Source organism: Sneathiella chinensis (genome assembly GCF_012720115.1).
GTDB classification, from domain to species: domain Bacteria; phylum Pseudomonadota; class Alphaproteobacteria; order Sneathiellales; family Sneathiellaceae; genus Sneathiella; species Sneathiella chinensis.
This window is the reverse complement of sequence record NZ_VNWN01000004.1, coordinates 498327-518830: the sequence shown is the minus strand read 5'-3', so window position 1 is coordinate 518830 and position 20504 is coordinate 498327. Positions and strand designations below refer to the sequence as shown.

The 20504-nt window shown below is 56.8% G+C and carries 20 protein-coding genes; 8 read left to right on the top strand and 12 right to left on the bottom strand.

Annotated features, from left to right (window positions below; genetic code table 11):
- Positions 1-21: 21 nt before the first annotated feature.
- Entirely contained in the window at positions 22-1239 is a 1218-nt protein-coding gene (gene hemA, locus FQB27_RS09040) for a 5-aminolevulinate synthase (protein WP_169560669.1), read from the top strand.
- A gap of 58 nt (positions 1240-1297) precedes the next feature.
- Here hemA and FQB27_RS09035 read toward each other — a convergent pair whose 3' ends face one another.
- The 4 genes from FQB27_RS09035 to FQB27_RS09020 all read right to left on the bottom strand — a co-directional run bounded on the left by FQB27_RS09035 (position 1298) and on the right by FQB27_RS09020 (position 5935).
- Entirely contained in the window at positions 1298-2122 is an 825-nt protein-coding gene (locus FQB27_RS09035; RefSeq protein ID WP_169560667.1) for an SDR family oxidoreductase, read from the bottom strand.
- A gap of 22 nt (positions 2123-2144) precedes the next feature.
- Complete coding sequence (locus tag FQB27_RS09030; RefSeq protein WP_169560666.1) at positions 2145-2945, bottom strand: enoyl-CoA hydratase/isomerase family protein; 801 nt, start codon at positions 2943-2945, stop codon at positions 2145-2147.
- A 28-nt stretch (positions 2946-2973) separates the two neighbouring features.
- Positions 2974-4032 carry an MBL fold metallo-hydrolase gene (locus FQB27_RS09025; protein WP_169560664.1) on the bottom strand — a complete coding sequence of 353 codons (1059 nt, stop codon included), beginning with the start codon at positions 4030-4032 and terminating at the stop codon, positions 2974-2976.
- A gap of 100 nt (positions 4033-4132) precedes the next feature.
- Complete coding sequence (locus tag FQB27_RS09020; protein ID WP_169560662.1) at positions 4133-5935, bottom strand: acyl-CoA dehydrogenase; 1803 nt, start codon at positions 5933-5935, stop codon at positions 4133-4135.
- A gap of 131 nt (positions 5936-6066) precedes the next feature.
- Between FQB27_RS09020 and FQB27_RS09015 the strand changes: the two genes are divergently transcribed.
- Together FQB27_RS09015 and FQB27_RS09010 are read left to right on the top strand one after the other, a co-directional pair.
- Positions 6067-7038 carry an L-threonylcarbamoyladenylate synthase gene (locus FQB27_RS09015; protein WP_169560660.1) on the top strand — a complete coding sequence of 324 codons (972 nt, stop codon included), beginning with the start codon at positions 6067-6069 and terminating at the stop codon, positions 7036-7038.
- A 6-nt stretch (positions 7039-7044) separates the two neighbouring features.
- Positions 7045-8484 (top strand): FAD-binding oxidoreductase, encoded by a 1440-nt coding sequence (locus tag FQB27_RS09010; protein WP_169560658.1) that lies wholly within the window; start codon positions 7045-7047, stop codon positions 8482-8484.
- Here the strand turns inward: FQB27_RS09010 and FQB27_RS09005 are convergent.
- The 3 genes from FQB27_RS09005 to FQB27_RS08995 all read right to left on the bottom strand — a co-directional run bounded on the left by FQB27_RS09005 (position 8481) and on the right by FQB27_RS08995 (position 11725).
- The gene (locus tag FQB27_RS09005; RefSeq protein ID WP_169560656.1) at positions 8481-10181 is read right to left on the bottom strand and encodes a putative bifunctional diguanylate cyclase/phosphodiesterase; all 1701 of its coding nucleotides are present in this window, start codon (positions 10179-10181) and stop codon (positions 8481-8483) included. The two genes, FQB27_RS09010 and FQB27_RS09005, sit on opposite strands and share 4 nt — an antisense overlap.
- 210 nt (positions 10182-10391) lie before the next feature.
- Positions 10392-11096 carry a glutathione S-transferase N-terminal domain-containing protein gene (locus FQB27_RS09000; RefSeq protein WP_169560654.1) on the bottom strand — a complete coding sequence of 235 codons (705 nt, stop codon included), beginning with the start codon at positions 11094-11096 and terminating at the stop codon, positions 10392-10394.
- A complete protein-coding gene (locus FQB27_RS08995; RefSeq protein WP_284347821.1) occupies positions 11093-11725 on the bottom strand; it encodes a 2-hydroxychromene-2-carboxylate isomerase in 633 nt (210 codons plus the stop codon). The genes FQB27_RS09000 and FQB27_RS08995 overlap by 4 nt, the downstream gene beginning before the upstream one ends.
- Positions 11726-11941: 216 nt before the next feature.
- On the opposite strand from FQB27_RS08995, the gene FQB27_RS08990 reads away from it, so the two are divergent.
- A complete protein-coding gene (locus tag FQB27_RS08990) occupies positions 11942-12457 on the top strand; it encodes an NUDIX domain-containing protein (protein ID WP_169560652.1) in 516 nt (171 codons plus the stop codon).
- Here the strand turns inward: FQB27_RS08990 and FQB27_RS08985 are convergent.
- From FQB27_RS08985 to FQB27_RS08975, 3 genes are all read right to left on the bottom strand, one after another.
- Positions 12450-13409: a ribonucleotide-diphosphate reductase subunit beta gene (locus tag FQB27_RS08985; protein ID WP_169560650.1), complete on the bottom strand. Its 960-nt coding sequence runs from the start codon at positions 13407-13409 to the stop codon at positions 12450-12452. The two genes, FQB27_RS08990 and FQB27_RS08985, sit on opposite strands and share 8 nt — an antisense overlap.
- A gap of 62 nt (positions 13410-13471) precedes the next feature.
- Positions 13472-15367 (bottom strand): ribonucleoside-diphosphate reductase subunit alpha, encoded by a 1896-nt coding sequence (locus tag FQB27_RS08980; RefSeq protein WP_206374479.1) that lies wholly within the window; start codon positions 15365-15367, stop codon positions 13472-13474.
- Between the two features lie 547 nt (positions 15368-15914).
- Complete coding sequence (locus FQB27_RS08975) at positions 15915-16088, bottom strand: YdcH family protein (RefSeq protein ID WP_169560649.1); 174 nt, start codon at positions 16086-16088, stop codon at positions 15915-15917.
- Positions 16089-16221: 133 nt separating this feature from the next.
- Between FQB27_RS08975 and FQB27_RS08970 the strand changes: the two genes are divergently transcribed.
- A complete protein-coding gene (locus FQB27_RS08970; protein WP_169560648.1) occupies positions 16222-16833 on the top strand; it encodes a UbiX family flavin prenyltransferase in 612 nt (203 codons plus the stop codon).
- Here the strand turns inward: FQB27_RS08970 and FQB27_RS08965 are convergent.
- The gene (locus FQB27_RS08965; RefSeq protein WP_169560646.1) at positions 16830-17411 is read right to left on the bottom strand and encodes a TIGR02444 family protein; all 582 of its coding nucleotides are present in this window, start codon (positions 17409-17411) and stop codon (positions 16830-16832) included. The genes FQB27_RS08970 and FQB27_RS08965 overlap by 4 nt on opposite strands.
- 187 nt (positions 17412-17598) lie before the next feature.
- Between FQB27_RS08965 and FQB27_RS08960 the strand changes: the two genes are divergently transcribed.
- Complete coding sequence (locus tag FQB27_RS08960; protein WP_169560644.1) at positions 17599-17808, top strand: YdcH family protein; 210 nt, start codon at positions 17599-17601, stop codon at positions 17806-17808.
- Positions 17809-17927: 119 nt separating this feature from the next.
- Here the strand turns inward: FQB27_RS08960 and FQB27_RS08955 are convergent, their stop codons facing one another.
- Positions 17928-18650: a GGDEF domain-containing protein gene (locus FQB27_RS08955; RefSeq protein ID WP_169560642.1), complete on the bottom strand. Its 723-nt coding sequence runs from the start codon at positions 18648-18650 to the stop codon at positions 17928-17930.
- Between the two features lie 226 nt (positions 18651-18876).
- Between FQB27_RS08955 and purE the strand changes: the two genes are divergently transcribed.
- Together purE and FQB27_RS08945 are read left to right on the top strand one after the other, a co-directional pair.
- Positions 18877-19383: a 5-(carboxyamino)imidazole ribonucleotide mutase gene (gene purE / locus FQB27_RS08950; RefSeq protein WP_206374477.1), complete on the top strand. Its 507-nt coding sequence runs from the start codon at positions 18877-18879 to the stop codon at positions 19381-19383.
- Between the two features lie 9 nt (positions 19384-19392).
- Positions 19393-20481: a 5-(carboxyamino)imidazole ribonucleotide synthase gene (locus FQB27_RS08945; RefSeq protein WP_169560640.1), complete on the top strand. Its 1089-nt coding sequence runs from the start codon at positions 19393-19395 to the stop codon at positions 20479-20481.
- Positions 20482-20504 lie beyond the last annotated feature (23 nt).

The window sequence follows — 20504 nt, the reverse complement described above, 5'->3', positions numbered from 1 at the left end:
GCGTAAGAGGATAGGGATAACATGGCTGTGAATTATGACGAAGTGTTCGGTCAGGCGATCAAGGACCTGAAAGACGAACAAAGATATCGGGTATTCACAGAACTCGGACGCCATGCCGGCAACTTCCCGAGAGCAACCAAATTTACCGATGACGGTTGTTCGGAAATCACCATCTGGTGTTCCAACGACTATCTGGGCATGGGCCAGCACCCCAAGGTTCTGGATGCCATGCAGGATGCTCTGGTCCGATACGGCGCTGGCGCTGGCGGAACCCGGAACATTTCCGGCAATACGCACATGATCTGCGAACTGGAACGGGAACTGGCGGACCTGCACGGCAAGGAAGCCGCCCTTGTCTTTACATCCGGTTTTGTCTCCAACGATGCGACCCTTAGCACCCTCGGCAAGCTGCTTCCCAACGCGGTGATCCTGTCCGATCAGTTGAACCACGCCTCCATGATTGATGGGGTGCGGCATTCCGGCTGCGAGAAAATGATCTTCCGTCACAATGATGTGGCCGATCTGGAAGCCAAGCTGAAAACAATCGACCCGTCCCGGCCGAAGGTCATTGCCTTCGAATCCGTTTATTCCATGGATGGGGATATTGCCCCGATCCGGGAATTTTGTGATCTGGCGGACAAATACAACGCCATGACCTACCTGGACGAAGTCCACGCCGTTGGCCTGTATGGTGCACGGGGCGGCGGCATCGCGGAACGCGAAGGCCTGATGGATCGCCTGACCATCATGGAAGGAACGCTGGGCAAGGCCTTTGGTGTTGTTGGGGGCTTCATCACCTCCAGTAAGAATATCGTTGATGCCATCCGCTCCTACGCGTCCGGCTTCATCTTTACCACCTCCCTGCCCCCGGTCATTACCGCCGGTGCGGTGGCCAGTGTCCGACACCTGAAAGACAGTCAGGCTGAACGGGACGCCCATCAGGAACGGGCTGCCACCTTGAAACGCCTGCTGGCAGAAGCCGGGCTGCCGGTCCTGCAAACTCCGACCCATATTGTGCCGGTCATGGTTTATGATGCGGCCCTTTGCAAGCAGGCCAGTGACATGCTGCTGGAAGAGTATGGGATCTATATCCAGCCGATCAACTACCCGACGGTCCCCCGCGGCGAGGAACGCCTCCGCATCACCCCATCCCCGTTGCATACGGATGACATGATGGCGGAACTGGTGGTCGCCCTGAAAGATGTGTGGAACCGCCTCGGCCTGAAACAGGCCGCATAAGAACACAAAAAAGGCTGCCCTTCGGCAGCCTTTTTTTTTAATCTCAAATGCCCGCTTCCTAGAGGAAGAAATCAGGAAGCAGTTCCTCTTCCTTGATACCCTCATGCCGGTAAATGGAAAAATCGGTAACACCGACGGCCTGCAGGATTTCCTCATCCACACAGAACTGGCCCGTGAACTCGCGGGCCTTGCTGGTCAGGATCACATGGGCCGCATCGGCCATGATCTCCGGCTTCCGGCACAGCTTGTTGACGCGGTTGCCGCCAATCATATCCATGGCCGCCGTATCGATCGCGGTTTTCGGCCACAGGGCGTTGAAGGCAATACCGGTCTTCTTGAACTCCGCCGCCATCCCCAGAACACACAGGCTCATGCCGTATTTGGCCATGCTATAGGCCACATGCGGCTTGAACCAGCGGTCCTCGAAATTCAGGGGTGGGGAAAGGTTGAGAACATGGGCATTATCCGCGTTCTTCAGATAGGGGATTGCCTTCTGGGAACACAGATACGTCCCGCGGACATTGACCTGATGCATCAGGTCATATCGCTTCATGGGGGTTTCAAGCGTTCCCGTCAAACTGATGGCGGAGGCGTTGTTTACCAGAATATCAATCCCGCCGAACGTGTCCGCAGCCTGTTTCATGGCCTTTTCCGCCATGTCCTCGTCGCGAACATCCACCACCAGAGGCAGGGCCTTGCCACCGGCGGCCTCAATCTCTTCGGCCGCCGTATAGATGGTTCCCTTCAACTTGGGGTGAGGATCGGCTGTCTTTGCCGCGATGACAACGTTGGCGCCATCCTGTGCCGCCCGTTTTCCGATCGCAAGGCCAATACCGCGACTGGCCCCCGTGATAAAAAGTGTTTTACCGGATAGATCAGTCATTCCTCACCTCATCAGTTAAGTGTTATTTTCCCTTAAATTCAGTCTTCCTTTTCTCGGCAAAGGCGGTTACGCCCTCTGCCCAGTCATCGGTTACTGCACAGGCTGCAAAATTCTCGGCTTCCAGCGCCAGTTGCGTTTCCAGGCTGTTATTCAAGGATGCCTGCAACAGCTTCTTGGTGCGTCCGATCGCCACGGTCGGGCCATTTGCCAAGCGGCGGGCCAACCGGGCTGTTTCCCCTTCCATGTCCGCAACCGGTACAACCTTGTTTACCAATCCAAGACGATAGGCTTCCTCGGCATCAAACCGGTCGCCCAGCATGGCAATTTCCATGGCTTTTTTCAAACCCACCATGCGCGGCAGGGAATAGGTCCCGGACCCATCCGGCGTTGTCGCGATATTGACATAGGCCATGGTGAAAAACGCATTGTCCGCCGCGACGACAAGGTCGCAGGCCATGGCAAGGCTCAGACCGAAACCGGCGGCCCCGCCCTGAACAGCACCAATAATCGGCTTTTCCATCCGGCGCATGGCAAAGATTGTCGGGCTGAGGTTATGGATGCGGGCCTCGAACATTTTCTGGCGTTCTTCGCCGGAATGGGTTTTCACCAGTTCGGCAAAGGTTTTCACATCGCCGCCTGCCATGAAATGTTCACCGGCGCCCTTGATCACAATACAGCGAACCGTATCATCGGTTTCCAGTGCCACCATCTGGCGGAACAGTTCCTCACGCATTTCAAGGGACAGGGCGTTCCGAACCTCGGGACGGTTCATGGTCAGGGTGGCAATGCCGTTACTTTTTTCTACAAGCAAATGATCTGTCATCGCTTTTCTCCTTTTTTATTTTTGTTTTTCAAGCAACTTTTGACCGGGCTTCCTTGCAACACAGAAAGCGCCAGACACCGTCATCCCCGACGGTCCTCTCCAGCTCTCCTGTTCCGACCAGATAATGGCAATGAGCCAGCCCCTCTGCGATTCCAAGGGACATGTCCTTTTCAGACAGTTCCCGATCGAACAGCACAGGCAGCAGGTCAAGGGCCGATTTTGGTGAACTACAGGCGGCTTTCAACCGCGCCAGACGTTCCTGATGATGATCCCGGTAATAAGATAGCTGATTATGCAGGCCCACGAATACATCATTATGGGCAGGCAAGACCAGTACATCTTCGGGCAGGGTCTCGAAAATATCGATACTGTCCAGGAACTTGCGCAGCGGGTTTCCCTGCGGCTCCGCCGGATAGACCCCGATATGGGGCGTGATCCGGGGCAGGACCTGATCGCCGGAGATGAGGATATTTTTTTCCTCGTTATACAAGCAGGCATGTTCCGGGGAATGCCCCCGGCCAACGCGAACCTGCCAGTCAGACCCGCCAATGGTCAGGATATCATCATGTTCAAGCCGACCAAACCCGACAGGCAGTTCATGAACCGCCTTCTGGAAATTGCCGAACCCTTGCGCCCTCACCCTGTCCAGCATGGTTTCCGTGAACCCGATGCGGGTATAGAAATCGATCACCTGATCCGGCACTTCGGGGGCACATTCCAGATACAGCATCCGCCCGAACGTCCATTCCCCGAAAGTCATATGCAGCGGAATATTCCAGCGCTCACACACCCATCCGGCCAGCCCCATGTGATCCGGGTGGAAATGGGTGCAGATTAACCGGTTTACCGGCTTCCCCTTCAGGTGATTGGCAAACACTTCTTCCCACAGGTCCTTGATCTTTTGCGACCTGAAACCGGAATCCACCATGGTCCAGCCCTGATCATCCTCGATCAGGTACAGGTTGATGAAATCAAGTCCCTTGAAAGGAATGGGCATACGAACCCACAAGACGCCTTCGGTAACTTCCAGAACCTCACCGTCACCGGGTCGGGTTCCAAGCGGGTAGCTTATTTCTTGTTTTTTCATTTTTTTGTCCCGTCTCAAACGGCTGTGGCGGCCTTGGCCGCCACACACCTGCTCCTCCTAATATGAGGATGCTTGACCTTCACGTCAACCAAAGCCGCCCTCAAGAGGCGACAAGGTTGTTCTCGTCAATGGCAAACAGAAGATCAGCGCCTTCCGTAACCGGCCCCAGCAACCCTGCCACCTGCGGCAGGATCTGCGCCGCAAAGAAGCGCGCTGTTGTGATCTTGCCGTTCAGGAAGTCCGTATCGCTGTCTCCCGCATCCAGAAGTGTGCGGGCCTTGACGGCGGATTTCGCCAGCAGATACCCGCCAACGGTTGTGGCAAACATGCGAAGATACGGCGTTGCGCCGGCCGGTGCCGCATTGGGATCATTCGGCGCATTGCTGTACATCCAGTCGGTCGCGTCCTTCAGGGCCGTGACGGCAGCGTCCAGTTGGCGGGCAATACCGTTCAACCCTTCGTCGTTGCCACGCATCTCCTCGGCATAGTGCGCCATCTCGCTCAGCAGGTTCCGGACCGGCTCCCCGCCCCGCAGGGCCAGCTTGCGTCCGACCAGATCAAGCGCCTGAATACCGTTGGTACCCTCGTAAATGGGCAGGATGCGGGAATCCCGGTAAAACTGGCCCACACCGGTTTCTTCGATGAAACCCATGCCGCCGTGAATCTGGACCGCTGTCGAGGACAGTTCAACACCCAAATCGGTGGACCATGCCTTGGACAGCGGGGTCAGCAGTTCAGCCAGATCAAGCGCGCTCTGCCGGGTGGCCGGATCGGGGTGATTATGCCCCTTGTCCAGGCTCTCACCGTTCAGGTAGATCAGACAGCGCATGGCCTCGATCTGGGACTTCATGGTCATCAGCATCCGCCGCACATCCGCATGACGCACGATGGGGGCACTTTCCCCCTTCGGGGTACCAACCGCACGACCCTGACGGCGTTCCAGCGCGTATTCAACGGCCTTCTGGTAAGCCCGTTCCGCAATGGCAAGGCCCTGCGTCCCGACGCCAAGGCGGGCATTGTTCATCATGGTGAACATGCAGGCCATGCCGTTATTTTCGCCGCCGATCAGATAACCGATGCAACCGCCGTTATCCCCGTAGGACATGACGGCGGTCGGGCTGGCATGAATACCGATTTTCTCTTCAAGGGAAACGCATTGCAGATCGTTGCGCTCTCCGAGGCTTCCATCGTCGTTAACCAGATATTTCGGCACGATGAACAGGGAAATCCCCTTCGTCCCTGCAGGGGACCCCGGTGTTCTGGCGAGGACCAGATGAATAATATTTTCAGCCAGTTCATGTTCACCGTAAGTGATGAAAATCTTCTGGCCGCTGATCCGCCAGCTTCCGTCTTCTGCCGGTTCGGCCTTGGTCCGGAGTGCCCCCACATCGGAACCCGCATGGCTTTCGGTCAGGTTCATGGTCGCAGTCCATTCCCCGGTGACCAGCTTTTCCAGATACTTGTTCTTCTGTTCCTCGGTGCCGTGGGCGATCAGGGATTCAATGGCGCCCTGCGTCAGCAACGGGCAAAGGGCAAACGCAAGGTTGGCCGAATTCCACATTTCAACGGTGGCAAGGGAAACCGCCTGCGGCATACCGCCGCCGCCGAATTCCTCCGGTGCAGAAATGCCGTTCCATCCCCCTTCGGCAAACTGCTGGTAAGCATCGCGCCATCCTGCAGGAGACGTTACCACGCCATCCTTGACCGATGTCTTTTCCTGGTCCCCCGACCAGTTCAGCGGCGACAGCACATTTCCGGAAAGTTTCGCAGCCTCTTCCAGTACCGCATCGACCACATCACTTTCCGCATGTGAAAATGTATCGATCTGCGACAACCCCTCAAGGTCTACAATGTTGTTCAGAACAAAACGCATGTCCTTGAGCGGAGCAACATATTCGCCCATTGAAATATCCCTTCAATCAATTTGCCTAGTCAATCTATTGTCGTTATGCCATATCCCGCACGACAAAAAAAAGCGAATTCAATGCCTTTAACGGTATTGGAGCCGGCCCTGATGAAGGTTAATGTAGCGGTATGCCAGAACACAAAAACATCAGAACTCCCTCCCCTGAAAGCCTGACCGAAGCCAGTCGGGCCATTCATGCCGGTGAACTCGTTGCCTTCCCTACGGAAACCGTCTACGGGCTGGGTGCCGACGCCACAAACGATACGGCCGTCGCCAAGATTTTCGAGGCCAAGGGCCGCCCCAGCTTCAACCCGCTGATTATCCATGTGCCCGATCTGGAAACCGCGAAAAACCACGTCCTGTTCAGCGAACTGGCAGAATCACTGGCCCGGAAATTCTGGCCCGGCGCCCTGACACTGGTCCTGCCCCGGCGTAAGGATTGCACGGTGTCCCGCCTTGCCAGCGCGGGCCTTGATACACTGGCGGTACGGGTTCCGGCCCACCCGCTGGCGCTTGATCTTTTGCGCACCTGTCAGCGCCCCCTTGCAGCGCCCAGCGCCAATCCTTCGGGTCAGATCAGCCCCACCACCGCCCGGCATGTGGCCGACGGCCTTGGGGACAAGGTCAGCGTGATCTTGGATGGCGGCCCCTGTCGCATCGGGGTCGAAAGCACGGTCATCGGCTTTGGCGAAGACGGTGTGGTTCTGCTCCGCCCCGGCGGGGTGACACAGGAAATGCTGGAGGCCGAGGTCGGCCCCGTTCAAGCCCCCCGTCCCGATGGCAAGATCACCAGCCCGGGTATGCTGCTCAGCCATTATGCCCCGTCCTGCCCGGTTCGCCTGAATGCGACCGACAAGCAAAATGAGGACGAGGCCTTTCTCGGCTTCGGGCCGGAATATGAGGCCCTCTCCACCCTCAATCTCAGTGCGTCCGGCAACCTGACAGAGGCGACAGCCAACCTGTTTTCCGCCCTGCACCTGCTGGACAGCAAGGGATACACATCCATTGCCGTCGCCCCGATCCCAGAGGTCGGGCTGGGTGTGGCCATCAATGATCGCCTGCGCCGCGCTGCGGCCCCAAGACCAGAACAAGAAGGATAAAAAGCCATGTCATTCATTGAAAAGCTGGCGGCCATCGTCGGCCCCAAAGGCCTGATCACGGACGAAAAGGATATGGGCGGTTTTCTGACGGAATGGCGTGACAAATATCAGGGGAAGGCCCTTGCCATCGCTCTGCCCGACAGTACCGAACAGGTCGCCGAAATTGTCCGCCTGTGCGCCGAAACCGGAACGCCCATCGTCCCCCAAGGGGGCAATACGGGCCTTGTCGGTGGGTCCATTCCCTTTGACGGCGGGGACGAATTGATCCTGTCCCTGCGGCGCATGAACAAGGTTCGCGATGTCGATGCGGGCAGCGGCACCCTGACCGTGGATGCGGGCTGTATCCTTGCCGACCTGCAAAAGGTCGCCGAGGAACATGGCTTCATGTTCCCGCTTCGGATCGGCTCGGAAGGAAGCTGCCAGATCGGCGGCAATATCTCGACCAATGCCGGGGGGGTTCAGGTCCTCCATTACGGGAACACCCGCGAACAGGTTCTCGGGATCGAGGCCGTGCTGCCGGATGGGCAGGTCTGGGATGGCCTGACCAGCCTCAGAAAGGACAATACGGGATATGACCTGAAACAATTGTTCATCGGGGCGGAAGGCACGCTTGGCATTATCACCGGCGCTGTCGTCAAAATGTATCCCCGCCCCCGCTATCAGCAGGTGGCCATGATCGCCATTCCCGATCCGGCTGCGGCGGTCTCTTTCCTTGGATTGGCCCGCCGCCTCAGCGGTGATCAGGTGACCGCCATTGAACTGATCCCCCGCATCGCCATCGATCTGGTGGTGCGGCATGTTCCCGACTTTACCGATCCCATGCCCGCCCCCTATGACTGGCAAATTCTGGTCGAGCTGTCCTCCAGCGCGACCCCCGATCTGAAAGGCCTGATGGAAAGCATTCTTGAAGAAGGGTTCGAGGCCGGGGTTGTGCTGGATGCCATCATCCCGGACAGCATCGCCCAACAGGAACGCCTGTGGATGCTGCGCGAGGAAATTTCAGGGGCGCAGAAACCGGAAGGCGGCAGCATCAAGCATGACATTTCCGTCCCGGTCTCAAAAATCCCCGACTTCATCAAGGCGGCGGACGAGGCCGTGGACAAGGTTGTTCCCGGCTTCAGGCCCGTCACCTTCGGCCATATCGGGGATGGCAACCTGCACTATAACCCCCTTCAACCCGTAGGGATGGACAAGCAGGAGTTCCTTGGCAAATGGGAAGAAGTCAGCCGCACCGTCCATGACATCGCCGCCTCTTTCAGGGGCAGCATCAGTGCTGAACACGGGATTGGCCGAATGAAGAAAAACGACCTGCCCCGCTACAAACAGGCCGTCGAGATTGACATGATGCGGAAAATCAAGGCAGCCCTTGATCCGCAGGGGATCATGAACCCCGGCAAGGTCCTGCCGGATGAAACGAATGGGTCAAAAACCGGCGGCGTCGCCTAAAGGCTGAAATACCCTTCCCCTGCCATCTCGGGGATGTATTCGGGCGCAACGGGTTTTGAGAAAACAAAACCTTGCGCCTCAAGGCATCCGGCCGCCTTCATGAAGGCCACCTGCTCCCGCGTTTCGACCCCTTCGGCCAGAACCCGCATCCCAAGGTTATTGCCAAGGGCAATGATGGATCGGGTAATGGTGGCATTGTCGGCACGGGATAAAACCCCGTCCACAAAGGACTTGTCTATTTTCAGGACCGATGCCGGTAAATGGGTCAGATAGCTGAGCGACGAGTAACCCGTCCCAAAGTCATCAATGGAAAAGCACACCCCAAGATCACACAACTGGCGCATATTGGTCATGACCTGCTGGCGGTTTTCCATAACCACACTTTCAGTCAGTTCTATTTCCAGTAGGTCCGGCGGCAGGTCCGCTGCCGCCAATGCCTGCCTGACCTGATCCACAAACTCGCTCTGTTGAAGCTGTGACGCCGGAATATTCACCGCAACCGGGAACCCTGCCAGCCCGTTTGCAAGCCAGACCGCCCTCTGCCGGCAGGCCTCTTTCAACACCCATTCGCTGATGGGGTCGATCAGGCCCGATGCCTCGGCCAGCGGAACGAAGGTCTTGGCCGGAACCGGTGTGCCGTCCTCGCGCTGCCAGCGAAGCAGCGCCTCCACCCCCCTCATGCTCCCGGATTGCAGGCACACCTTGGGTTGATAGTGAAGGGAAAACCGGTTATCGGCAATGCCATGCCGAAGGGAATTGCTCATATGCACGCGGGCGTGAATTTGCTCTTCAATCCGGTTGTCATAGAAACTGAAATTCTTTTGTTCCGGTCCCTTGCTGTGGGCCAGCGCGATATTGGAATTCTTCCACAGGCTGTCAGCATCGCGCCCGTCTTCCGGGTAACAGGTAATCCCGATCCGGGGCTCAAGATGGGGCAGGAACATCCCCTCACCGGACCCGCCCCCGAACAAGCCGTTGATCTGTTCCGGGATCAGGGCCAGTTCGTGATCCGTCTCATAGGGCACACAGACACCAAACCCGTCCCCTGATGTTCTGGCAAGGGCGATGGCCGCCGGAAAGGCCCGCCGCAACCGGGCCGCCGTATTCAGCAACAGCCGGTCCCCCGCCGCATGACCAAGGGCGATGTTCAGTTCCGGCAGGTGATCCAGAACAAACTGGACCACCGCAAACTGAAGGGGTGTTCCCCTGTCATTCCCATCATCACCCCGGACAGGGCTGTCGATCACCCGCTGGATTTCCTTTCGGAACCTCACCCGGTTGCCAAGCCCCGTCAGGCTATCCCGATAGGCCAGTTCCCGCGTTCTTTCCAGATGCAACAGCATATCGAAACAATGCCCGACCGTTTCCGCGAAAATATTGAAGGAAATCTGGTCTGCCCGGCTCAAGGGGGCGGCAAGGGGAACGTATAAAAGGCCGTTCACCCCTTTTCGCCCCGGCAATGCCAGAAGGGCCAGCCTGTCCCGCCAATAGGGCATACCGGTCTCGAAAACCGTTTGGGCCACATCGCCAAGAAAAGACGGTAGGTGCGGATCATCCGGCCCCTGACAAAAAGCCCCCGGCTCCGCAAGGCGTCCCCCCATCAGGATGTTCAGTTCCTGCAAAACAATCGCGGGAAAATCAGTCCGGTCTGCGCATTGCTGAATACTGGAAAAAGACGCAAGAAACTGCGCCTCCATGGCGATGTCCCCCTTTTGAGGGACAGACGGTTCACGAACTACTGAACCACTTGGCTTCATCGGCATGACTTCAATTGCTGGGCCTTCTAGCTGTCGGCAACGGTATGCCTTTCCCCCATTCGGACGGGAGGGTCTGGCAAATCATGTGCGCTCTCCAGTCTATTGCCATTTCCCTGCCCCTCAAGTCCACCATAAAAACAGCCCGGCACCTCAATCCGTTTTCTGGGGAAGGGTCGGGTTCGGCATCAAGTTCTTGCGCGCCTCCTCATCCCATTTTCCGCTGGGCTTGCCCAGTTCCCGGCCAACCATATATCCCCGGCGCAAGGCAGGGCGGACCTTCAGACGGTCATACCAGGCCCGCACATGGGGGAACTGATCCAGATCTATTTCCTGCTTTTTATAGGTGATGACCCACGGCCAGCACGCCATATCCGCGATGGAATACTCATCACACAGATAGTCCCGCCCTTCCAATCGGCGATCCATGACACCGAACAGTCGCAACACCTCGTTTCCATATCTCTCCTGCGCATAGGGCAGCGTCTCCGGGGCGTAGAACTTGAAATGCCCGTTCTGCCCCAGCATGGGCCCCAGTCCCGACATCTGCCACATGACCCACTCGATCACCGTCATACGGCCCCGCAGGTCCGTTGGCATGAAGCGCCCGGTTTTCTCTGCCAGATAGATCAGGATCGCTCCGGTCTCGAACACGGATACCGGCGCTCCGCCGCCGGGCGGATCATGATCGACAATGGCCGGCATACGGTTGTTGGGGCTGATCTTCAGGAACTCCGGGTCAAACTGCTCGCCGCGCCCGATATTGACCGGCTTGACCGTATAATCCAGCCCCATTTCCTCCAGCGCGATGGATATTTTCCAGCCGTTCGGGGTCGGCCAGTAATAAAGGTCAATCATCCCTCGCCCCTCACTTTTGCCTCAACCAGCGGCAAACGATCATTGCCGAAATACATGTCATCCCCGTTCAGGAACAGGGTCGGCGATCCAAAGCCGCCGCGGCGGATCAATTCCTCTGTACTGTCCCGCAGCATGTCCTTGTATCGCTGCTCCGTGATCCGGCTGAAAAAGTTCTCCGGCTCAAGCCCCACATCCCGAACGATATCGGTCAGGACATGATCTTGTGAAATGTCCTGAAGGTCGCCCCAGTACCGCTGGAACACAGCCCGCGCATAAGAAACAAGGCAGCCTTCCTCCAGCGCGACAAAAGCCCCGCGCATGGCTTTTACACTGTTGACCGGGAACACCGGCGGCGCACCAATTTTGATACCCACATACCGCGCCCAATCCTGCAGGTCCTTCTTTCCGTAGGCCTGTTTGGCGGGCACCGGGTTTTCCCGGTTGTTATAGACGGATGGGTTCACACTGTTGAAAACGCCGCCGACAAGAACGGGACGATACATCACGGACAGCTCCGGGTTTCGTCCATGCACTTCCTGCAGGGACTCGAACGCCAGATATGTCCATGGGCTGGAACAGTCAAAGAAAAACTCGATGCTCGAACTCGGGCTTGCGTTTGGACTAAACACGGGACCTCCTCTGGCAATGCGGTTGATCTTTTTGATTTCTTCGAAAACATTGCCGCCAAAAGGCTAGATCAATTCCCTGCCAACCGTCAATCCGGGATATCCGCGCTCTTGCCCCCGGAAACTTGACCAACGGGACAAAAAGGCGTTTTCTGACCACAGACCGCCACGATAGACCAACAAGCCCGGACCAGACCGGCAGGCCCTTGGAGGCACCATATGCCCTTTACCTACGATTATCCCCGGCCAGCCGTCACCACGGATGTGGTCGCCTTCACAATGAAGGATGGCGCCCTTTCCGTTCTGCTTGTGAAACGGAAATTCGATCCGTTCGCCCAGTGCTGGGCCTTTCCCGGCGGTTTTGTGGATATGGACGAGGATCTTGCCCATGCCGCCCGCCGCGAACTTGAAGAAGAAACCGGCCTCAAGGATGTCACCCTGTCCCAGTTTCACACCTTTGGTGCCCCGGACCGGGACCCCCGCGGGCGCACCATCACGGTGGCCTATCTTTCGATCATCCCCGTAGCCAAGCAAACCGTCCGCGCGGCCGATGACGCTCTTGAAGCGGACTGGTTCCCCCTGTCCGCACCTCCCGCCCTTGCCTTCGATCATGATCATATCCTGCAGACAGCCGTTCAGGCGCTGCGGGACAGGCACAAAAAATGGCGGGACCAGATTGATCCCGCCATTTTCGGATTTTCCGCAGAAGACCTTGAACGCGCAGCCTTTAGCTGAACGCCTCGTCCCATGAACCGCGGGTCGCGGCCTTGGAATATTCCGTCGCCCGGTTCTCAAAGAAGTTTGTATGCTCAACCGCGTTCAGGATAGCATCCAGCCACGGCAGCGGGTTCTTGCCGATGTTGTAAATCGGGGACAGCCCCAACTGGTCAAGACGACGGTCCGCGATATAACGGATGTAGTTCTTGATCTCGTCAGCGGTCATGCCCTGAATATTTCCGGCGCCGAAGGCCAGATCGATAAAGGCGTCTTCATGCTCCACGATATCGCGGCAAGCCTGATACAGTTCCTGTTCCAGATTCTCATCCCAGATTTCCGGGTTTTCCTGAACAAAGGTCCTGAACAACTTGATGATGGAGTTACAGTGCAGGGTTTCGTCTCGGACGGACCATGTCACGATCTGCCCCATGCCCTTCATCTTGCCATGACGGGGGAAGTTCAGAAGGATCGCGAAGCTGGCAAACAGCTGCAGGCCTTCCGTAAACGCACCGAACACGGCCAGCGTCTTGGCAACGGCAGCCTTGTTGTCCACGTTGAACTGCTGCATGTAATCGTATTTGTCCTTCATCTCCTTATAGTGGAGGAAGGCGGAATATTCTGTTTCCGGCATCCCGATGGTGTCCAGAAGATGGGAATAGGCCGCGATATGGATGGTTTCCATATTGGAGAAAGCGGCTAGCATCATCTGCACTTCCGTTGGCTGGAAGACACGGGTGTAATGCCGCATGTAGCAGTTGTTCACCTCAATGTCGGACTGGGTGAAGAACCGGAAAATCTGGGTCAGCAGGTGGCGCTCGTCATCGGACAGGTTCTGGTGCCAATCCTTTACGTCATCCGCCAGCGGAACTTCTTCCGGCAACCAGTGGATCTGCTGCTGCATCAACCACGCATCGTAGCACCAGGGATAGGAAAAGGGCTTGTATACCGGTTTGGCGTCAAGAAGAGACATGTATCACTCGAATATTCTTAAATGGTCGGGAGAATGAATAGGTCCGGAAAATCCGGCCCGCCTTACTGGCAGGCCAGACATTCCTCGTAATCTGTCGTTGAGGCAACCACTTCCAACTGCGGCTTTTTGCCCCCGGCAGCATTGTCCACCAGTTCCTGCAATTCACTGGGAACCTGACCCTTGGTTGCAACAACCTCGGCCCGCTGGATGGACTTGGACCGGCAGTAATACAGGCTTTTCACGCCCTGTTTCCATGCCTGGAAGTGAATCTGGTGCAGGTCGCGCTTATGCACGTCGGCCGGCAGGAAGATGTTCACGGACTGGGACTGGTCGATCATCGGTGTCCGGTCGGCGGCATGTTCGATGATCCAGCGCTGATCCAGCTCGAACGCGGTCTTGAACACGTCCTTCTCGTGATCATCCAGGAAATCCAGATGCTGGACGGACCCTTCATTCACGGTAATGGAGCTCCAGGTATCCTCGTCGTCATGGCCTTTTTCGGCCAGCAACCGCTTCAGATGCGGGTTGCGCACGTTATAGGACCCGGACAATGTCTTGTGGGTGTAGCTGTTGGCCGCTGTCGGCTCGATCCCCGGGCTGGCACCGCCGCAAATGATAGAGATGGAAGCCGTTGGTGCGATTGCCGTCTTGTTGGAGAAACGCTCCATAAAGCCGTAATCAGCCGCATCCGGGCACGGACCCCGTGTTTCCGCCAGCGACTTGGAGGCCGCATCCACATGTTTCTGGATATGGGTGAAAATCTGCTTGTTCCAGACCTTGGCCATGACGGATTCAAGCGGAACCCGCTTCGCCTGAAGGAAGGAATGGAAGCCCATGACGCCAAGGCCCACGCTCCGCTCCCGCATGGCGGCATATTTGGCCCGTTCCATGCTGTCCGGGGCCCGGTCAATAAAGTCCTGCAGAACGTTGTCAAGGAACAGCATCACATCCTGAATAAAGGTCTCGTCATCCTTCCACTGGTCATAGGTTTCCAGATTAAGGGAGGACAGGCAGCACACGGCGGTCCGGTCCTGACCAAGATGGTCACGCCCGGTCGGCAGGGTGATTTCCGCACACAGGTTGGATGTCTTGACGGACAGGCCGGCCAGTTTGTGATGTTCCGGGATCAGGCTGTTCACCCGGTCATTGAAAATGATGTAGGGCTCGCCGGTTTCAACGCGGGCCGTCAGGATACGGATCCACAGGCTGCGCGCGCTGATTTTACGAATGACCGCGCCGTCTTTCGGGCTGGTCAGTCCCCATTCCAGATCGCCCTCCACAGCCCGCATGAAGTCATCGGAAATCAGGATACCGTGATGCAGGTTCGGGGTTTTCCGGTTCGGGTCACCACCGGTCGGCCGGCGAATTTCAACGAATTCCTCGATTTCCGGGTGGGACACCGGCAGGTAAACGGCCGCAGAACCGCGCCGCAGGGACCCCTGACTGATGGCCAGCGTCAGGCTGTCCATAACCCGGATGAACGGCACAACACCGGATGTTTTACCAACCGCGCCAACGCCTTCACCGATGGACCGCAGGTTGCCCCAGTAACTGCCAATCCCGCCGCCCTTGGAGGCCAGCCAGACATTTTCCGTCCACAGATCGACAATGCCGTCCAGACTGTCGTCGGACTCGTTCAGGAAGCAGGAAATCGGCAGACCACGGGTGCTACCGCCATTACTCAATACCGGGGTGGACGGCATGAACCACAGACGGCTGATGTAATCATAAATCCGCTGCGCATGGGCGTCATCCGCCCCATAGGCGCTGGCCACACGACCAAACAAGTCCTGAAACCGTTCGCCGGGCAGCAGGTAACGATCTTCAAGAACAGCCTTGCCAAACTCGGTCAGGTTCTCGTCGCGACTATGGTCCACATGAACCCGCGCGCCGTCCTTTACCTGAACCACATCCGTCAGCATTTCGACCGTATCCAACATCTGCTCACCCTTCGTCATCAGCAATCTCTTGCGTCCTGCAAGCCTGTCCGGTCTGTCTTCCGGACCTTTGGTTCACACAAAGTCCAGCCCCGTCATTTTTTGAAAAAAAATTACGCGCCAGACCAAAATTCCATAAAAATGCTTCGTATCACAGTGAATTTTCGCAAGAATCAACACTCTTGACCCAAATCGCTCAATTCCCGTGGAAACCACTATATATTGTAGAAACCCCACCCACCCGTCAACAAATTGTAGAGGGTATTTGGAAAAAAAAGAGCTTGACGAACCGGGGATGCCTCAATTCTGCCATTCCTGAATGACAGCCTCGAAAATGGTGTGTCGGGCACACGAAAAGCAGGTAAGAATGCCGTATAAATTCCCTTAAATTTTACGTTTTCAGATACCCTTTAAAGGATGCGACCTAACCCCCCGGCATTACAGTCAGATTAGCACCCCTTCAATCACCGCCCCTGTGCCCCGGAACGGAAAATGCGCCGAAAAAACTTCCGGCGCATGGTTGAAACAATTTTTCGAAAGAGAGATTAATGTGTCGGCATCACGCCGATCAGTTTAGATCGCCGTTCAGTTCAGCGATTTTTTCCTTCAAACGCAACTTCTCCCGTTTGAGCTCAGTGATGTGCACATGATCGGTGGACGGATGCATCATCTGCTTGTGAATTTCTTCTTCTATGCGGTGATGTTTTTCAGTCAACTGTGCGACATACTGTGTTGTGCTCATATTGCATCTCCTCTACTAAAAAGGCAGGCAAGCGGTTTCCCGCCTGCTGACAGTTAATATATTACAGAAATGTGAACGGAATTGATACGATTCAATCCATTTTCAGGGTTTTTTCTGACAAATCGGACAGGCAATGAACACTCATAACCTTATCGTTGGTATTTCCGGGGCTTCCGGCGCCCTTTACGGCATTCGCCTTCTTGAGGCCTGCCGCGATCTTGGCGTGCAAACCCACCTTGTTATCAGCAAGGCGGGCGAGATGACCCTGCATCACGAAACCGGTCTTGCCGTGTCGGACGTCAGGGCATTGGCTACAAAATCCTACAAGATCGCCGATATCGGGGCGGCCATTGCCTCCGGGTCCTTCCGCAATGCGGGCATGGTCATCGCCCCCTGCTCCATCCGCTCCATGTCTGAAATTGCCACCGGCGTCACCAGCAACCTGATGACCCGTGCCGCCGATGTTGCCCTGAAAGAACGGCGCCGCCTTGTCCTGATGGTGCGCGAAAGCCCCCTGCATTCCGGACATCTTGCCACCATGAAGACCCTGTCCGACCTTGGGGCGATTATTGCGCCGCCCGTCCCTGCCTTCTATACGCACCCGACCAGCCTTGACGACATGGTCAATCACACCGTCGGGCGGACCCTCGATCTGCTGGCGATTGAGAATAACCTGGCGGAACGATGGGACGGGCTGAAGAATGCCCGCACCCGATCACAAGAAAACGACGGAGGCCGGGACTAGCTTCCCGCCGCACGACCTGTCAGACTGTTCCAATCCGGGACAGTCTCTGGAAAGGCCACATCAACAATCTGCTGCAGATAGCCAAGCCCTTCCCCATCCAACGGCTTATCGCTCAGGGCAAAATACGACACCAGATTGCTGGCCGCCGCATTGGCGCATTCCAATCCGTCAAACGACCCTGTGGCCGGACGAGCGCCGACAATTTCGTGGAGCATCTGAAGCTCCATCCGTTCGGAGTAAAGCTCACTGTCCGAGACAACCCGCCGAAGGTCACTGGAAAGACGCATCCCCGCTTCCTTGGGCGGGCGCTTCAAAAACCGCCGGAGCGCCCGCAGCGGCATGACCACATTTTCCTGCCACTGCTGCCCGATGGCGATTCCGGCTTCCAGTTCGCCGGAAGCAAAATGACCCCGGCCACTGGCGGCAATCCAGACCGAAAAGAGCACAAGATTGACATCCAGCCCGAACCGGTCCTGCAACCGGAGGCAGGCCTGTTGAACCGGCTCGTTGCTGTACAGTTTGACCGCGTAATCCCAGAGCGGACACGGCGGAAAGGAGGCAGACGAATAGACGGCCAAAACACCACTCCCTTGACTTGCGCCGCAAACCTTCCCATAAAAGAAAAATGGCGCTTGATCTATGCCAACTCTCCAAAAAATGCTAATATGTTTGCATTAAACTGGAAATTTCTCTGACTTCATATCACAAGTTTCAAAACATCGATACTTGTGGACGTATTTGTTTGTAACCGGGGCATGCGACACAATGACTGCAATTGACGATCAGGAAGCGTTGAAACAGCGGTTGGCCGAGCTTAAGGAAGAGCATCGCGATCTGGACCTTGCCATTGATGCGCTCATCAAGTCAGGCAGTTTCAACAGTATCCAGCTGCAGCGCCTGAAGAAACGCAAGCTGATCCTGAAAGACCAGATCTTTGTGACGGCAAACGCCCTGCTGCCAGACATTATCGCCTGATTTGCATCTGCCCCGCCGAGGCACTATCGCCCCGCACCGGCTTTCCGAAAAAAGGGTATCAGGCTTTCATGCAAGCGCCGAAAGGGACGCCAAGCTGCGCCTGTTATCAAACCGGATGACTAGCGATCCTGGCGTTTGTGGGCATACATTTTACTATCCGCATCGGACAGGGCCTGTTCGGCATTCTTTCCGGGCTCAATCGGGACAATGCCATAGGCCATCCCCACCTGCACCGCCTCCCCCTGCCAGAGGATGGGCCGCTCTTCCAGTTCTCGCGTCAGGCGCGCTGTCAGAAAGGTTGCAGATTCCTGATTTGTCCGCGACAGGATCAGGCCAAATTCATCCCCGCCAAGACGACCAATAATATCCGTTTCACGAACGGAGTGGATCAGTCTTGCTGAAAATTCCGCCAGAACCGCATCCCCGGCCTGATGGCCGTATTTGTCATTGATGTCCTTGAAACCGTTCAGGTCGATATAGACCAGACTGCCCGGCGAGTTATAGCGTTCCACCGTTGCCTGCACGCGGGTCAGTTCGCGCACAAAGGCCCGCCTGTTATAGATCGGCAGCAACACATCCTGATCGGCGGCCTGCTCGGCTTCGGCCAATCTGCGGTTCAATCCTTCAACGGAGTGTCGCAGTTTGTCCACCTCTTCCATCAGTGTGAAAATGGCTTCCTTGACCTTGGGGGTCAGTTCCGTTTCCGGGATCCCCATGATGGAGGTGGTGTCGGCGATAGACCGGGGCGCCGGCGCCCCTGAATAGGCTGCGGCCGCAGACGCAGAGGTAGCCCCTCGCGCTGGCATCGTTCGTGTCGTGCGATTACCGGGTCCAATTTTCATCTACTCTACTCGCAAGCCTTGTTTTTCCGCCTCTTCACCTCACGTGATTCAAGCGATTGACGCCTATTTACGCTATTAACCGGATAAATCAAACTCTCTCGGCCCTTTTGTTGAATCTTTCTGGCAAAAGATCGCCATCTCGCACTTGCTTCCTGTAACGGCAAGTCTATAATCCCGCCATCATTTTAATATAACACTTTTCTTACCCAAAAGTAAGCGGGGCTGAATGAGTATGGGTCAGGACACCAAGCGCGTCGGTATTATCATGGGAAGCCAGTCCGACTGGCCCATTATGAAGCACGCAGCAGACACCCTCGCCGAATTGAATATTCCCTTCGAAAGCAAGATTGTGTCGGCACACCGCACCCCGGACAGGCTGGTGGAATACGCCAAGACGGCCAAGGATCGGGGCATTCAGGTGATCATCGCCGGTGCCGGCGGCGCGGCGCATCTGCCCGGCATGGCGGCCTCCATGACACCGGTTCCCGTATTGGGTGTTCCCGTCGAAAGCAAGGCGTTGAAAGGCATGGACAGCCTGATGTCCATCGTTCAGATGCCCGGCGGTGTTCCGGTTGGCACCCTTGCGATTGGCAAGGCCGGCGCCATCAACGCCGCCCTTCTGGCCGGACAAATTCTGGCCCTGAACGACACAAGCATCGCCGCCGCCATTGACGACTGGCGGCAAAAGCAGACAGCGGCTGTTGCGGCCGAACCGACTGACCTGCCTGAATAGGAAATCCACATGACTGTGATCGCACCCGGCAAGACGATCGGCATCCTTGGTGATGGCCAACTGGGCCGCATGATGGCCATCGCGGCGGCGGAAATGGGATACAAGACCCATATCTTCGGACAGGACGCCAACAGCCCGGCCTTTCAGGTGGCCACCAAAACCACGCAGGCAGACTGGGATGACCATGCCGCGCTCGACAATTTTGCGGCCGATGTGGATGTGGTGACCCTTGAATTCGAGAATATCCCGACAGAAACACTGGAATATCTTGAAAAGACCGTCCCTGTCCGTCCCGGACACAAGGTTCTGGAGATCACGCAGGACCGTCACCTTGAAAAAAGTTTCGTGAACAGTCTGGGGGTTCCCACCGCCCCGTTCGCCAATGTGGAAAGTCTGGCCGACCTTCGCACGGCGGTCGAGATGATTGGCACACCCGCGATCCTGAAGACCCGCAAATTCGGCTATGACGGCAAGGGTCAGGTCAAGATCAATGCCGCGACCGAGATTGACGATGCGTGGCAGCAGATTGGGGAGCAACCCTCAATTCTGGAAGGCTTTGTTCCTTTCGAGCTTGAAGTCTCCGTCATTGTGGCCCGCGGCGTAAACGGCGACATCCAGTCTTATGTCCCGGTCGAGAACCGCCACAGGAACCACATTCTGGACGTGACCATTGCCCCGGCTGGCATTCTGAAAGATGTGGCCCAGCGCGCCACCCAACTGGCCGAGAAAATCGCCCGCCAGATTGACCTTGTTGGCCTGATCGCTGTCGAAATGTTCATCAGCCCGGACGGCGATGTGCTGGTCAATGAACTGGCCCCGCGCCCGCACAATTCCGGCCACTGGACAATCGAGGCCTGCACCACCAGTCAGTTCAAACAGATCATCCGGGCTGTTGCCGGTCTGCCGCTGGCCTCAGCCGAGCGTCACGCCAATGCCCTGATGCGCAACCTGATCGGCGAAGACGCCAATCACTGGGAAGAGATTGTTGCCCACCCGGAAATGAGCCTGCACCTATACGGAAAAGCAGAAGTTCGGGCCGGTCGCAAGATGGGTCATGTCACCCGCCTGTTCCCGATGGATGTGCAGCCCAAGACCTGAGCGTCTCAATCCAAGGGGCCTGA